Consider the following 14,174-nt stretch of genomic DNA (forward strand, 5'->3'; position numbering starts at 1 on the left):
GCCACTCGGCGAATCCGATCATCACCTTCAGAAAGGACGGGTCTTATGGCAACGTCTGCTAAGCCCATTGTGTCGATAACGCATGCAGTGAACAACCTTCCGACTTCGTTCGCCCTCGATGATATCGAGATTATCAGTCAGCACGCGAACGAAACGCTCTTGACGGTGCGTGAGCAGATGCTCCTGCCCCACCCCAAGAAGCATGCGCCCGTCTTCACAACGCCGCAGCTCGCAGCGCTGTGCCGGACAGATCGCAAGAAGATCAACTACTACTGGGAGCGTCCTGAGCTGGCCCTGCCGCAAGGCACGACCATGCCCCGCTCCCGTGAATTCACTTTAGCCGAGGCGCGTGAGTGGATCAAGAAGGTCGGTCCCTTCTCCCCTCGCCCGGCGGGTGCTCGAGGCAAGAAGATTGCCGTGGGTAACTTCAAAGGTGGCGTGACCAAGACGACCTGCGCCATGACGCTAGCCCAAGGGCTGTCGCTCTTCGGCCGTCGTGTTCTACTCGTCGATCTGGACCCACAAGCCTCCCTCTCCGCCCTGAACGGCGTCATCGCAGATAGCGAAGTCAGCGAAGAGCAGACCATCCTGCCGCTGATCTACGGCGAGGAAACGGACCTCAAGTACGCGGTGCAGAAAACGTACTGGGACGGTATCGATCTGATTCCAGCCAGTGCTGCCCTCTTCTCGGCGGAGTTCTATCTCCCGTTCAAGCAATCCCAGAATTCGGACTTCCGCTTCTGGGACGTGCTCAATGCTGGCCTTGAGCCCCTGCTGGACGAGTACGACGCGATCATCATCGATACGCCCCCTGCCTTGTCCTACGTAACCATCAACGCCTTCATGGCAGCTGATGGCCTGATTGTACCGATCCCGCCCAACGCGCTGGACTACGCCTCCTCCACCCAGTTCTGGTCGCTGTTCACCGACCTGGGCAAGAGCATGAAGAACGTGGTGCCGGACCTGAACAAGCGCTTCGACTTCATCCACGTTCTGCTGACCAAGGTGGACGCGAGCCAGATCGCCACCAACAAGGTTCGCGAGTGGATTTCGCGCTCCTACGACAGTCTGGTCCTGCCGATTGAAATCCCGGCGACCACGGTGACGACGACCGCCTCCATGGAGTTCGGGACGGTCTACGACATCTCGAAGTACGAAGGCAGCAACAAGACCTACCAGCGTGCCCGGGAGGCCTACGACCGCTTCGCTGAAATGATTGACCAACAACTGATGGCGCTCTGGACAGCGGAGACCCAAGTGGAGGTGGCAGCATGAGTTTGAGAGACAAGCTGGCTGCGAAGAATGCAGCGATCGCCGTGGCATCTGAGAGCAACCAGGGCGTGGCGCGCCCCAATGACGGCGCACCCAAGACGGCGCCCGGTCGCCTGTTGGAAGCTATGCCTATGCTGGCCGCCAAGGACAAGCAGCTGCAAGAGCTTCAGACGACCAACAGCGAACTGCGTGAGCAGCTCTCGAAGGCCGCACAGGCCGGCGCTGACCTCCCTCTCAAGCAACTCGTCGAAATCCCCGGTCGTCGTCGCAAGCTCTCGAAGGAAGCCTACGTAGCGCTTCGGGAAAACCTGCGACACAACAAGCTGATCCACCCGGTGGTGGTGCGTAAGGCCGAGGGCGATACGTACGAGATCATCTCGGGTCACCATCGGGTCGACGCCTACCGTGAACTGGGCCGTGAGCAGATCCGCGCCGTGATCATGGACAGCTCTGAGGAAGAAGCCACGGACGGCGCGTTCAACGTCAACCTCATTCAGTCCGGCTTGACTGACTACGAGAAGTATCTGGGCTTCCGGATCCGTCTGGAAAGAACGCCCGGAATGACGCAAGTGGAACTGGCTGAACAGACAGGGATTTCGACCGCCCTCGTCTCCTTCATCCTCCAATTCGATCAACTCCCGCCTGACGTGTTATCGATGGTGGAGGAGCGCCCTGACCTGCTGGGTGCGACGGCTGTTGCGGCTCTGGCCGGCTACGCGAAGGCGGGTAAATCCGAGCAGGTAGTGACGGCAGTACAGAAGCTGGCAGCGGGAGAAATCGACCAAGGTCAGGCCGTGAAGCTGGCTGGTGCCGAACCCCCGAAGCCGAAGAAGGTCTCCCCTCCCCCAGTCATGGAAAAGATCAAGGCAGGGAAAGCGACCTACTGCGAGATGCGTCGCGCGAAGAATGTGTTCCGGCTGGAGTTCAAGTCTGAGGATGAAGCCGAGCGAATCCACACGGCACTCAAGAAGCTGCTGGAAGACGAGGCGCTGGTGGCAAACACCGCTTCCGAAAAAGAAAGTGCTTAACAATCAACGGGTTAAGTAGACTAAACAACGTTTTGGAGCAGGAAATGACGTAATCGGGCTTCAGAAAGACAAAGGCCCTCAGCTGGAAACTGAGGGCCTTTGCGTAGTGGGCTTGGCTGGAAACCTCGCACCACACTCCCCAGCTGGAAACTGGAAAGGGTACTTCTCTCAACCCGGAGTGTAGCGCAACGAGATCGACAGTCAAGCGAATTCAAGCCATTTGAACAATGGACGCTAGACATGTCTATCGCGCAACCTCTCGTTGCTGGCGAGGGTGAAACACATCCTGCCGACTCAGAAGCCGTCGTGGCCTTCTATGCTGACGCTGTGAATCTGCCGTGGAAGATCTTCCGCGCCACCTTCCGCGCGAACCACATTGACGCCCTGCCTCAGCGCGCTCGCGCGGTGCTCGCTGCCCTCGCCCGTACCGTTGATCAAGCCAAACCCTTTGCTGCCATCTTCGCCCGTCGAGAGCTCCTCACCGGCCGCGCAATGCAATCCATGCGCACCTTCTATCGCAGCCTGGATGATCTGGAATCGGCTGGGTTGATCGATCGTCGCCCCCAAGGTCGCTATGTCGAAGCCGGGCTCTTTGGTCGCGCTTATCTGCATCTCACCCAGCAAGCAGCAGAACTCCTAGGGCTGGTCGAGCCGCCCGTTGTACACGTACCAGCCGCAGAGCCTGTCTCTTTGACTAGCCCGTCTGCCACCGTGGCAGACGGTGGTATATATAAGGATCTTTCCCCTGCTTCTTCTCAAAAGAGACAACCGGGGCAAGTGCCTGCGGATCTTCAGCGCCTGCGGTCCCTGGGGTTTCTTGATTTCTTGATCTTCAAACTCATGCGAGAAGCACGTGAGCATGGCAAGCGCCTCTCGGATGTCGTGGAAGTCACGTGGCAACACCTCAAGGCTGCCCAACGTCCGATTTGCTATCTGCGCGCCCTGCTGCGCAACCCAGTCGACTTCTCGCACCTGCTCCGCCAAAAGACGCAGACGATCGTCGAAGTGCAGGCCAAGGTTATTGAGCAAGCCCACGGTGAACGTACGGCCCGGGAATGTGCAGGTCAGCGGTTTGTGGATGCTAGCGGCGAGACGACATACGTGGTCAGTGACGACGGGGACGCACTCACGGTTTTCAAGACGAGCGAAGGCGTGGGACGTCAGGCGGCGAACTGGAAAGCAGGCTTTGCGCATGCTCTGGCCGGTGGCTTCATCCGCAGGACCAGCGAGGTCAGTGTGGCCGCAATGCCGACGGCAGCCGAAGCAGCGCGAGCACACCTCGCCAACCTGCGCGCGCGTCTCCGCGGCGGCATGGACGCATCGTCACACTGAGTTTGAATGTCGGTAGCATGCGAACGATCCTGCATGCGGCAAGTTACGCGTGATGTAATCGCGGGGCGGGAACGGGACAGTGATCGTTTCTTTGTGTCCCACAGAAGTCATGCCCTGAAAAAGCGGGAACATCTCCTCCCACGAACCTGGCCTAGGCTCGAGCCTCCGTCCGAGTGGGTCGAGCATGATGATTTCTACCTCGAAGCTCACACGCCCTGAGCGATCATCTTTGATCCAAGGAACATACACCTCGACATGGCCGTCGTTGAAAACCGTGACTTCCATACCCTCGCGCCACTCGCATCCGTTATCGCCCCACCCATCGCCAAACCCCACCTGCCGCCAGATGTTCGAGTTGCCAGCAGGCGGTTTGCTGTCTGAGTAATGCGCCGTGTCTCCCATCTCATCCTCCGATCTCGTGACCACCTCGTTAGACCACCCGCAGAAGTCTAGGAGCCGAGCCGCCACCAAGCAAAAAAAGAAAGACGGCATACGGCCCGGTCCGAAGACCGGGATCTCATATCTGCGATCAGTAGTTCATCGGCTGGGTGATGACGACGTTCCCAGAAACCCACATCTGACGTCGGGTCTTCTTTTCGGTGAACGCAAATCCGCCACCCTGTAACTCCTTGATGGGGCCGATCGTGTCGTACCGCTGACTGTCGCTCTGGAGTGATACCACCACAGTGCCAGTCGCTTGATCGGCAGCTGGAGTGCTCGGTTCAGCTGCGTGCGAGCAACCGAGCATTAGCGCACCAGAAATCGCCACCATCCACGTTTTTAGAATCTTCATCTCTCCGTCCTGTTGAGTAATTTCGAAGTGATTTCTTGCCAGTTAAAGCGCCAGCTGGATCGAAGTCTTGAAGTGCCGGATACACACGTCGAACTCGTTCTCAATCCCTGCCTTGAAATCGAGCGTCAGGCTCACGCCGAGTACAAGGTGGACTCGCCATTCGGCAGCGATATGTTCGGGAGCACGCTGCAGCGTCGCGATCTTGTGCTCGATCTCTTTGGCAAACTCCGTCGCGCGTTCTTGGTTATACGTCGTTCGCTCGTAGCCGCTTTCCGTCGATTCAAAGCTCGGAATGCCATCTTCGAGCAGCGCGGCAAGATAGCTCATGAATCGGTCCGACTGCACACCGGTAATCACAAACGCACCGGCGTCGTGATCGAAGGTGACGGTCTCGCTGAAGTCTTCTTCGCGTTTGCTGATGAGCGGCCGGAAGGCATTCACAATCTGCGCATAGAAGCGCGGGTAGATGACCTCCTTGTTTCGGATATTGCTCATTCGCTTTCCCCGATCGAACTCTCTGCATCGTTGAAGAAATGCTCGATCTCGTTCGCCACCCAATCCCAGTAACCCGTAATCGTCGATTGTTCTTCGACGGCCGTGCGCCATGCACTACGCGGATAGTGGGGATGTTCGAAGTCATAGGTCGTGGCGAGCACATAACCCGAGACATGTCGTTCGTGGTCCAACTCTTCGAGCTTCTTGGTTTGTGCTGCAACTTGTTCTTGTGGTGACATGCCCTTTCCTTTTTCGTTAGTGATGCTTATTAGTTCACTTTGTACCGTTCGATGTCACGCAAGGGGAGGGGACCTACGGGATGCCCTGAACCGAGGCCGGCGATCTCGCGCAGGAGGCGTAGGTAGTTCGTGTCGATCTCTTCCACTACACACCACGCGAAGAACGCAGCCGGCCTGATGAGACCGGTCGCGCTATCTGAGTTACGCCAATCACGCAGGTCCTTTCGGATCTGGTGAATGCGTGCGCCACTGATCGTCACGATGTTCGAGAGTGCGATGTCCTTCGCATCGAATGTGGTTAGAACGTCGTTGTCGTCCAACCCGTTCTCGGGTGGCACCACGCCATTGATCAGGCAGCAGGCCATCAGGCTCGTCCAGTACGACATGTCCAGGTAAGGCGCCAACTTGAGGATCTGGCGGGAGGCGCCAACCACCTCGTTGACGCTCGCGCTGGGGAGTTGCGAGTTAAGCGAGCGCAGCTTCTGGTGGGTTAAATCGGGATTCAGCACGTCTTTGCACATCTCACACAGTTCATTAAGGGATTGGTTACGCATGTCGGAATTCCTTCGTTCGGGCATAAACGCGACTAACCGTCTGCGCCCGAACCCACCCGCAGGGGCAGGTACGAGGCAGAACGTTTAGCAGGGCAGGGGGTAGTGAAGGCTTACATCAGATGCGAGCGTGTACGGTCTGCGTGCCGAAGGTCAGTGCACGGGTCCGCATGAGCTCAATCTTCCGTTCGTGATACGTCATGTGCTTGGGTTGGTCTTCGTTGACGAAGTAGACCCACTCCGGCGTGCGACCATCCTTCATCTTGCGAAGGCGACCGAAGCACTGCAGGTTCGCAACCACGCTCGACACCGCGGTCGTCATGATGTTGAGCGTGAGCTGCGGGATGTCGATGGCAGTGCCCGCCGAGATAATCGTGGTGACGCGAATGTCCGCTTCAATCACGTTCTCGAACGGATCTTCCTCGACGTAACGCCGCACGTCCTTTTCGGGATAGACCTCTTTCAACCACGCGACGAGCCGCGTGCACAGATCGACCGACGCACAGAAAATGATGCACTTGTCACCCGGCAGATACTTCTTGAGATACTTCTGCTTCATGACGTCGTTGATCAGTTCCATGTACCCCTGCAGCATGTCGGGATAGTTGATGATCGACTGCTCGAAGAGGTTGTGCGAATAGAACCCTGTCATGCGGTCCTCGCACTTGATCAGCTCCGGATCGTTGAACCGATAAAAGAGGGCGGTGACCGCAGCGTACTTATCGTAAGCCGGCCCCAAGTGCTGATCCTTCTTCGGATACGCGATCTCCTGCATCCGTTTGATGAAGAGGTCTTCTTTCGTCAGCGTGGCCGAGAGCGAGAGGGAGCGCTCACAGTGCGTGTGCAGATCAATCAGGAAGTGCCGATGAAATTCTTCGTGCACCTCATCGATCAGTCGAATACCCGCACCGAGCGTGCCCAGCAACTCTTGAGGTCGACAGGCGTAGCCGAGATCGAGCGACTCATCGCCACGCATCTTGAAAAACTTCATCCAGTCTGCGATCAACTCGCTACTGATCAGGATGATCTTGCTCGTGATAAGATCCTCGACCCCCATCTCAAGGAGTGCACGCAAATGCACACCCTTGCGGATCATCATCAGGTCCTCGATGGCGATGTCGTAGACCTCCCGGATTTCATCACGCCATTTGTCGAGATACTTCGGTGCCACCATGATGCAGGGACGCAGGCCGAGGCGACTCACGCCAATTAAGGACGTCACGCCTTTCCCCTTCCCCGTCTGGAAGTCAATGAGCTTCGAGACGGGGAAGGGTTGCATCACGTACTCAATCCCTTTCTCCTGATAGTCGTAGAGTTCCCGCTCCTCGGTCCACATCTTGGAGATCGGAAGCTCAACGCGAACAGGTTCCGGCACCGGAACGTGCTCGACTTCTACCAGCGAGCCTTTGAGCTGGTAATAGCCAAGTTCTTCCTGGAACTGCCTGAGCGTGTTGATGTGAAAACGGTATTCCCCCGTGTTGTCGCAGTACGTCGCGAAAACGGGAGGGGCTTTCTGTGGCTTCTTCGCATACGGAGAAGGCTTTCGTGTGAGCGGTGCCACAAACTGCCTGGCGAACGCCGTGACCGCGGGACGACCGCGGGGCGTCACCCGACTCACACTGAAATGATGAGTGTGTATTCGGATTAAAAGCTCAGCCATACGTCACCGGGTCATTAAGAAAAGGGGAGGGGACACCAGGTCGGTGTCCCATTGCATTACTAGCTCAGGGCGAATTGAATCACTCGCCAAAGCAAGCCGAGGGCAATCACGACGGCGAGAATCACCCGCGGGTCGAGGTCGATGTGTCGTCCTCGATACTTCATCGCCGCATACGATCTTCGTATTCGAAGACTTCCCGTGGGACTAGCAAAGCATCGAAGGGATGCGGGATGCGATTCTTGCTGATGTAGCTGATGGGATCCGTGAGCGTTTCGCGGTGGTCTTCGAAGGCCATCGCCGCAGACAGGGAGCGATGCAGCATCGTCTGCGACATCACGCCCAAGCCCTGATCGGTCCACGGCTTCGGCAACGAGTAATCGCCGCTTTCCGCCGAGACGATCATCGCCTCGAGCATCACCACGTCGAGCACGGTCAAGTTCACGTCGAGCTTGCTGTTGACCAGATCGTAGAGCTCGATCAGGGCATCGTTGGGCTTCACGTTCTTGTCGCGCTCTTGCATCATCTTCACGCTCGACTCGAGCATCTTGGCGATGTCGCGTGAGTGATCCGACATGTTGAAGTGTTTGAGCGGCAGTGCCAGAATCGGCAGCGACCAGTCCCAGTCGGTCATATCGACGACGTAGTTGTTTTCGGAGTTGATCCGATATCCCACGCGCCGGATGTGATGCAACAGCGAGTGCGTCATCGACGCCTTACGTCCACTGATCGTCGTGATGACATCGGTGCCGTGCGATTCCCCTTCCTTGCCCACCACGAGACCGATCGCCTCGACAGCGGAGAACCGCGTGATGTTCAGGTTGTCGACGGAATCGATTTCATTGACGTCGTTGATGTTCGGCACGGACTCCGCAGCGATGATCAGCTTCACGGGATTGGCCTTCAGGCGATCTGCCATCAGATAGGAGTTGTCGTCCGACCCGACTCGCAGATACAACTTGTCGCCGTCACTTAGGACGATTGCTTCGATGTTCGCGGAGCTGTCCAAGTGCTTCACGGACAACACGGCCTGCGACGACTTCTCAGTCAGCAACATGCAACACATGTGACCGATGTTCGTGTAATCCGGCACCGAGTTCGCCAGCTCACCAAAGCAGGTTGCGCACACGCCGACAGGGTCAGGATGTGCACAGGCCATCACTGACCGAATCTTCAGGCGCTGGTTAATCAGCTCCTTGCTGCTTCGGCGCACGACCTTGAGCGTGTTCGTCTCCTCATCCAGATAGAACTTGCCGGCCAGTCGTCCGAGATCGGCCTCACGCACCGGGAAGGTCACGTACTGCTGCGACCCACAATCACCCCGGTGCAAATTCTGCACGTTCATCGACATCAGCTGTAGACGACGGGAGAAATACTCGGCCTGCTGCAACGGCGACTTCGAGAAGATGAGCGACTTCGCGGCCGAGCGAGATTCGATCAGCGAGTCACGGAAGTTGCGCAGCCCTTCCGTGTAGTTGCGCACGATCGCGTGATCAAACACGTTCGAATCGATATCCGTCAGCTTGCCGCGCGCCACGACGCACTGGAGCAACTGATCGAACTTCACGGTCCCGGCCAGTGCGGCGCGCGAGAGCGGGTTATTCGGGAACTCGGCCGGATCCTTGATGACCTTGCCTGCCTGGGTATAGGCTTCATCGAGCATGCGGTCCGTGACCTTGTCCGCCGCCACCTGTACGAGTGGCATCCGTGCTTCGACCACCTTGGGATGATCGAGCATCTGCACGAAGTCGACGACGTCCAGCGACACCACATATTCTTCGGTCTTATACGTCAGATCGTTGTACATGTGGTTCATGATCTCGTAGGTCATCTTCGCGAGATCATCGAGCGTCACCGCCCGACCATTGCTGTCATTCACGACCAGCAGCGTTGTGTTTTCATTCGGCAGGCAATACACATCAAATACATCCCACACCACACTGGCCAGAAGTTCCAGATGGGTGTTCGATCCGAGTCGCTTGCCGTTCAGGATCGTGTCAACGTGATGCTTCTTGAGCAGGGGCGTGTTCGGATAACGGCGATGGAAGTCCCACGCGTAGGACGAGTAGACCGTACCTCTGTGATTCACTTCCATTTCGCCATCATCGAAAACCAGAATGAATCGCCCAACGAGCGATCCCCAAAGATCTTCGGTTGTCATGCCCAGCAATGTTCTTGCGGCTATGCGACGCATTGTTTTTTCCTTGTTTGGGTCGTAACGCGCTTCAGGTGAGGGCAACCCGAAGCGCGACAGGACCGGTCTTAGTGCAACGTCTCGGACGGCGTCATGATCGGAACGTGGGTACGGTCCGAGTCCTTCCATGGCGCTTCATACGGCTGGAACACAAATTCAAGCCCTGCACAGGCGAGGATGTGTTTGACGAGTTGCAACGGTCTGGAGCCACCGAACGGGATGACCGAGCGGTCCACCGCGTTGTAGATATTGGTCGGCTCGTCCGCTTCGAGGATCGCGTCCAGTACCGCCTTGTGCGTGAGGGGATTGTTGTTACGGTCGATAATCTCGGCCGCAGCACGCTGCCCCACGTACGCTGCAAGAATTCGGAACTCGGCTTCGCCCCATGCGCGAATCGGCTGAGACCGATAGGGCAGGGAGTGCTTGTCCGCATTCGTCACCTGCGACAACACACCGTAATGCTGCGTCTTGCCCGACGAGGCTGCGGTCCAGTCGTCCGCGATCTTCTCCAGCAAGATGAAGTAGACGCTGCCGATACGCACTGGCACCTTGGTCGTAATGCGACGGCCCGAGTTGCCGACATAGCTCACCGGTCCGTAGGTCGACGGATAGTGGCCTTCAAGCATGCGCACGATGTCGGTTGACTCGCGCGGGTTGTGCGTTGGCAGGAACATGTAGATGCCTGTCTTGACCACCTCGGCCAGATGCTCCGCGTGGGTCTGCATGTACTTGCCGCTGGTGAACCACGAATGCATGATCGGTGAGACGATCTCGTAGTACCCCATCAGGTATTCCCACGCCTGGTTGAACACCGCACGATTGCTCGCCTCGATTTCCTGCACGTGCTGAAGCGCTTTCTTGTCCCCTTCGGCAAGATTAAAGAGTCCACGGATGACCTTCGCCACATCACGCGAATGGGCGTTGATGTAATGCTCGTACTTCCGGCCGAGATTCATCCGGGAGACGGTCGAGTTCGGGTCCATCACGATGTCAGCGATGTTGCCGTCGGCATCCACTGGCATGTGCGAGCGTGGCACCACCTTGCAGATCACGCCCTTACCGCCGTGCGTGTCGGTCAGCTTGAAGCCGATCGTCGGGGTGACGTCGTACTCGATTGTGAACTCGATACGCCAGTCATCGAGCGGTGCCTTGCGGTGCAGCTTGTAGATGCGTTCCTTCGTTTCCTGGACGACGGACAGGGCTTCCACAACCAGCCGGTGAAACTCCGGCGTGAGTCGTAACGATTCTTTGCGTTCGCGCTCCAGGCGACGCCATTCGTAGACGATTTCGGAATAGAACTGGCGCCGTGCCGCGTCATAGCGCTCTGCCTGCGCGTCCATGCCGACCGGCGTCGGTGAGTTGTTCACCTGGTTGTCGTGATGCACCCGGATGTCCACGATGCGACCACCAGCGCCATCGGCATAGATCGGCTTGTCGAAGGTGCTGTCCGGCTCCATCAGGTCGTAGATACTCTGCTCGACGATTGCGAGTTCGCGGTCATAGCTGCGCGGATCCTTGTCATAGGGGCGCAGCGCCATCAGCAAGCCGTCAGCACGGATCACGTCGCCGATATCGGGAAACGCCTTGAAGGTGTGCTCATCCCCATACAGGTTGAGCGGATACGACTTCGTACCGAACTCGACCACGCGCGTCTCGTACTTCTTGAAGCCAAATTCTTTGAGCAGCTCCTGACTGATGAGGATGCCGTCCTCAGAGGTTGCCGGATGGCTCATGTAGGCCACGTTGACTTCGCGGCCGTACTTATAGCCACCGGTCTCGGTGACTGAAGGCGAGTCGGTCAGGATCGTGCCTTCCTTCAGGAAGCTTCCCTGACGCACATTCGAAAGGTCCGGCTTGATCTGGTTCTGGAAGCCGAAATACGAGTGATAGGACGTGTGCGACGTCACATTGATGCAGCCGATTTCCTTGGTGTGGATGTTTTCGTAAATGATCACGCTGTGCGGGTTGTCCTGCCGGCGCTTGAGCAACGTGTCTTGACCGAACGTCTCGCGATAGCGATCAATCACCTTGATCACTTCGCAGTCGACCGGGACCTTGGTCTTGAACGTGTAGCGGGCGAAGTCGCGCTCGGTACCCGCCTGACAGCGCCGCTCGGTTGAGCCATTGATCACCAGACACTGACCGAGGTGCGAGGAGAACATCTGCTTACGCGCGGCCGAATCGTGGCCGTCCCACGGATTCAAACTACAGACGTTGAGCAACTCGGCGAACAGCTCGTTCGGCTCTTCACGCAATACGCCGGCACGACGCAGTGCTGAAGTCATAGGCTCACTTCCTACATTCAGACTTTGTTCCATCTTGTTGCCTTCCTTGTCGTGAACCGACTATTTGCGGTTGACGTGGGCGCCAGACAGGCTCGAATTGGTTTGTTTGTGCGATTGCTGCAGCGAGCTGTCGCTGGCAGCCCGATGTTCGTGGTCGGTCATCTGCTCGTCGAAGCGGATGCGTTTGGCTTGTTTGCGCTGATGCGGATTCAATTCCGGATCGAAGTTCGGATCGACTGGATGCTCAGCCAGATGCCGGTTGCGTGTGACGGGTTTTGCCTTCGGAAAACTGTCCTTGACCTGAGCGAGATCGCTCAGACTGCTCAGCTTGATGGGTTTGTTTTGCATGATGCTTTCCTTGTTTGTGCGTCGCTGATACCCACTACTGGTCCGACAACACAGTAGTGATATATCAATGAAACTCTTTTCAATCTCTGTGCTTCCTTGACCATGGCCACCACTACAACCACGACGCTTGCGACCCCACCGATCTTTAATCTGATGGTGGCTACCGGTCCCACGGACTATTACGACGCGGATTTCCGCCAGGTCCTTGAGGACCACATGACGTATCTGCGTAACGTCAACACCACGACGTTGGTAACCGTGTCGGCCCAGCAGGTCTGGGAGAATGATCAGGATCTCTTTGGATACCTGCAGACGGTCCTCGTCATGCCGCTGCAGTACCACTGGGTAACGATGCGGTTGAACGACTACACGTCTCCCGATCAATTCACGGAAGGCGTCACCCAACTGCTCATCCCGTCGTCGACCACGCTCGAACAACTGCGAAGCGCCTGGAAGACGAGCAGTACGAGCAGTTCCTGATTGGTCAAAAGCAGACAAAGAAAAAAGAAGTCGGGGAGGAGGGGAGCACAAGCTCCCCTCTTTTCCTTTTATGCCGTCAGGTCACACTCAGACCACACGCGAGCGACCATAGCCACCACCGCCTTGCCATCCTTGCTGCTGCGGATAGCTACCGGAGGCTTGCTGTGACCAGCGCGATCCCTGTTGCTGAACCGGCGCCTGGTACGGCGGCGGACCACCCGCGGCGTAAGCCACAGCCGGACGGGCAGCCATCACGGATGCGAAGTCCAACCCACGGCCGGTGTGGGCAATCTGTCCCGGTCCTGGACCTTGCTGATGCTGATGTTGTTGGCCGTGTTGCTGGTGATGGGCAGCTGGCTGACCACGGAACATCGACTCCTGATGACGTCGCGTTGCTTCACGCTCAGCCAGGAAGTTGTCGAGGCCCTGACGATTGCCGATTGCTGGAGATCCGCTCGTGTCGACCGGTCCCGTGGCTACCGGCGTAGCTACTGCTGCCGGTGCGGCTGCTGCATGGGTCACCACTGTCGGTTCTGCGACCCGTGCCTGCGGATACGACGCGGGCAGTGCAGTGGTCGACGCTGCGGGGGTTGCGCTCGGTGCTTCGCCGCTTGCCCCTTCGTTGCCTGCCTGCATCGGTACGCTGCGGATTTCCTTCAGCATCACGCCGAGATTGACGAAGGTGTCCTGCCAGTCGCAATCGATGAAGTACTCGTTGCCCTGATGTTCTTCATCGCCCAGCTGGTTCTCGAACGTGCTCGTGATGTCGTTCAACGGCAGAACGATCGCGAGTGCGGCTTGCATCAAGGCATCCAGGTTCGGCGCCACATCGGAATCCGAGCCCCGGTTGTAGGACCCTTCAACCTCGATTTGCGGGAACATGAATTCCATCAGGGCGATCAGGCTTTCCTTGTCCTTCACCCGGCACTTGATGCCCCAGATGTCGCTGCCTTCACGCTTGAGTTCCTGATAGAGCGGGAAGCTCACGACGCCGACACGCTTGTGACGCTTGCCGCCAACCGAGCCGGTCTTCTTCAGGAAGATGCCGACTATCCGGCGAGCTGCCTGATCGGCCGGCATCGCGCCAAGGATCTTCTTGAACAGATCGTAGGTCTTCGCATCCACGGTCTTCACCTTGGACAGGAATTCCGACTGATCGGGCGAGAGCTTCGCGTGCTCGTCCTGCGAGATCGCAATCGAGAGCAGCTGCGCCATCAGTTCGGCCGCCACCATGTTGAAGCGCAGCATCAGCAAGGAGCGATACTTCTCGAGCACTTCCGATTCGCCGCGGGTGATGGACTCCGCCAACGGATGAAACAGCACGATCGCTGACTTGTCCGGGTTGGCCAGATGCTCTTGCGTCGGCAACGCCAGACGCTTGCCCTTGATCAGCACCGGATGGGCCTGCTTGCCCAACCTGCCCGAGACCAGGTTGTCGCTGGTGACCACCAGGTTCGCGGTGGCCATCAACTGTTTGTATAACGCGATTAGTGAAACCAC

The 14,174-nt window shown here is 57.7% G+C and carries 14 protein-coding genes; 4 read left to right on the forward strand and 10 right to left on the reverse strand.

What is annotated here, in order from left to right:
- Nucleotides 1-45 precede the first annotated feature (45 nt).
- The 3 genes from FQ746_RS00425 (at nt 46) to FQ746_RS00435 (ending at nt 3,632) form a co-directional block, all read left to right on the forward strand.
- Nucleotides 46-1,275: a ParA family protein gene (locus tag FQ746_RS00425; protein ID WP_144106632.1), complete on the forward strand. Its 1,230-nt coding sequence runs from the start codon at nt 46-48 to the stop codon at nt 1,273-1,275.
- A complete protein-coding gene (locus tag FQ746_RS00430) occupies nt 1,272-2,300 on the forward strand; it encodes a ParB/RepB/Spo0J family partition protein (protein WP_144106633.1) in 1,029 nt (342 codons plus the stop codon). The genes FQ746_RS00425 and FQ746_RS00430 overlap by 4 nt, the downstream gene beginning before the upstream one ends.
- A 240-nt stretch (nt 2,301-2,540) precedes the next feature.
- Entirely contained in the window at nt 2,541-3,632 is a 1,092-nt protein-coding gene (locus FQ746_RS00435) for a Replication protein O (RefSeq protein WP_144106634.1), read from the forward strand.
- On the opposite strand, the gene FQ746_RS00440 is transcribed toward FQ746_RS00435, so the two are convergent.
- The 9 genes from FQ746_RS00440 to FQ746_RS00480 all read right to left on the reverse strand — a co-directional run bounded on the left by FQ746_RS00440 (nt 3,624) and on the right by FQ746_RS00480 (nt 12,194).
- Nucleotides 3,624-4,034 carry a hypothetical protein gene (locus tag FQ746_RS00440; RefSeq protein WP_144106635.1) on the reverse strand — a complete coding sequence of 137 codons (411 nt, stop codon included), beginning with the start codon at nt 4,032-4,034 and terminating at the stop codon, nt 3,624-3,626. The two genes, FQ746_RS00435 and FQ746_RS00440, sit on opposite strands and share 9 nt — an antisense overlap.
- A 127-nt stretch (nt 4,035-4,161) precedes the next feature.
- Nucleotides 4,162-4,425 carry a hypothetical protein gene (locus FQ746_RS00445; protein ID WP_144106636.1) on the reverse strand — a complete coding sequence of 88 codons (264 nt, stop codon included), beginning with the start codon at nt 4,423-4,425 and terminating at the stop codon, nt 4,162-4,164.
- A gap of 42 nt (nt 4,426-4,467) precedes the next feature.
- A complete protein-coding gene (locus FQ746_RS00450; protein ID WP_144106637.1) occupies nt 4,468-4,920 on the reverse strand; it encodes a hypothetical protein in 453 nt (150 codons plus the stop codon).
- A complete protein-coding gene (locus tag FQ746_RS00455) occupies nt 4,917-5,159 on the reverse strand; it encodes a hypothetical protein (protein ID WP_144106638.1) in 243 nt (80 codons plus the stop codon). The genes FQ746_RS00450 and FQ746_RS00455 overlap by 4 nt, the downstream gene beginning before the upstream one ends.
- Before the next feature lie 29 nt (nt 5,160-5,188).
- Nucleotides 5,189-5,713: a hypothetical protein gene (locus tag FQ746_RS00460; RefSeq protein WP_144106639.1), complete on the reverse strand. Its 525-nt coding sequence runs from the start codon at nt 5,711-5,713 to the stop codon at nt 5,189-5,191.
- A 115-nt stretch (nt 5,714-5,828) separates the two neighbouring features.
- A complete protein-coding gene (locus FQ746_RS00465; RefSeq protein WP_144106640.1) occupies nt 5,829-7,370 on the reverse strand; it encodes a hypothetical protein in 1,542 nt (513 codons plus the stop codon).
- 160 nt (nt 7,371-7,530) lie between these two features.
- Entirely contained in the window at nt 7,531-9,690 is a 2,160-nt protein-coding gene (locus tag FQ746_RS00470) for a hypothetical protein (protein WP_144106641.1), read from the reverse strand.
- Nucleotides 9,630-11,879 (reverse strand): hypothetical protein, encoded by a 2,250-nt coding sequence (locus tag FQ746_RS00475; protein WP_144106642.1) that lies wholly within the window; start codon nt 11,877-11,879, stop codon nt 9,630-9,632. The genes FQ746_RS00470 and FQ746_RS00475 overlap by 61 nt, the downstream gene beginning before the upstream one ends.
- A 27-nt stretch (nt 11,880-11,906) precedes the next feature.
- Entirely contained in the window at nt 11,907-12,194 is a 288-nt protein-coding gene (locus FQ746_RS00480) for a hypothetical protein (protein WP_144106643.1), read from the reverse strand.
- 216 nt (nt 12,195-12,410) lie between these two features.
- Here FQ746_RS00480 and FQ746_RS00485 point away from each other — a divergent pair, with 216 nt between their 5' ends.
- The gene (locus tag FQ746_RS00485) at nt 12,411-12,674 is read left to right on the forward strand and encodes a hypothetical protein (RefSeq protein ID WP_144106644.1); all 264 of its coding nucleotides are present in this window, start codon (nt 12,411-12,413) and stop codon (nt 12,672-12,674) included.
- Between the two features lie 87 nt (nt 12,675-12,761).
- On the opposite strand, the gene FQ746_RS00490 is transcribed toward FQ746_RS00485, so the two are convergent.
- Entirely contained in the window at nt 12,762-14,174 is a 1,413-nt protein-coding gene (locus FQ746_RS00490; RefSeq protein ID WP_144106645.1) for a hypothetical protein, read from the reverse strand.

The sequence above is a fragment of the Paraburkholderia sp. BCC1886 genome (assembly GCF_900996245.1).
Lineage (GTDB): Bacteria > Pseudomonadota > Gammaproteobacteria > Burkholderiales > Burkholderiaceae > Paraburkholderia.

Excerpts from the sequence above, each read along its gene's own strand:
- FQ746_RS00430 (WP_144106633.1), top strand. The coding sequence starts at position 1,272 with ATGAGTTTGAGAGACAAGCTGGCTGCGAAGAATGCAGCGATCGCCGTG.
- FQ746_RS00440 (WP_144106635.1), bottom strand. The coding sequence starts at position 4,034 with ATGGGAGACACGGCGCATTACTCAGACAGCAAACCGCCTGCTGGCAAC.
- FQ746_RS00475 (WP_144106642.1), bottom strand. The coding sequence starts at position 11,879 with ATGGAACAAAGTCTGAATGTAGGAAGTGAGCCTATGACTTCAGCACTG.
- FQ746_RS00450 (WP_144106637.1), bottom strand. The coding sequence starts at position 4,920 with ATGAGCAATATCCGAAACAAGGAGGTCATCTACCCGCGCTTCTATGCG.
- FQ746_RS00425 (WP_144106632.1), top strand. The coding sequence starts at position 46 with ATGGCAACGTCTGCTAAGCCCATTGTGTCGATAACGCATGCAGTGAAC.
- FQ746_RS00445 (WP_144106636.1), bottom strand. The coding sequence starts at position 4,425 with ATGAAGATTCTAAAAACGTGGATGGTGGCGATTTCTGGTGCGCTAATG.
- FQ746_RS00470 (WP_144106641.1), bottom strand. The coding sequence starts at position 9,690 with ATGGAAGGACTCGGACCGTACCCACGTTCCGATCATGACGCCGTCCGA.
- FQ746_RS00465 (WP_144106640.1), bottom strand. The coding sequence starts at position 7,370 with ATGGCTGAGCTTTTAATCCGAATACACACTCATCATTTCAGTGTGAGT.
- FQ746_RS00485 (WP_144106644.1), top strand. The coding sequence starts at position 12,411 with ATGACGTATCTGCGTAACGTCAACACCACGACGTTGGTAACCGTGTCG.
- FQ746_RS00480 (WP_144106643.1), bottom strand. The coding sequence starts at position 12,194 with ATGCAAAACAAACCCATCAAGCTGAGCAGTCTGAGCGATCTCGCTCAG.
- FQ746_RS00435 (WP_144106634.1), top strand. The coding sequence starts at position 2,541 with ATGTCTATCGCGCAACCTCTCGTTGCTGGCGAGGGTGAAACACATCCT.
- FQ746_RS00455 (WP_144106638.1), bottom strand. The coding sequence starts at position 5,159 with ATGTCACCACAAGAACAAGTTGCAGCACAAACCAAGAAGCTCGAAGAG.
- FQ746_RS00460 (WP_144106639.1), bottom strand. The coding sequence starts at position 5,713 with ATGCGTAACCAATCCCTTAATGAACTGTGTGAGATGTGCAAAGACGTG.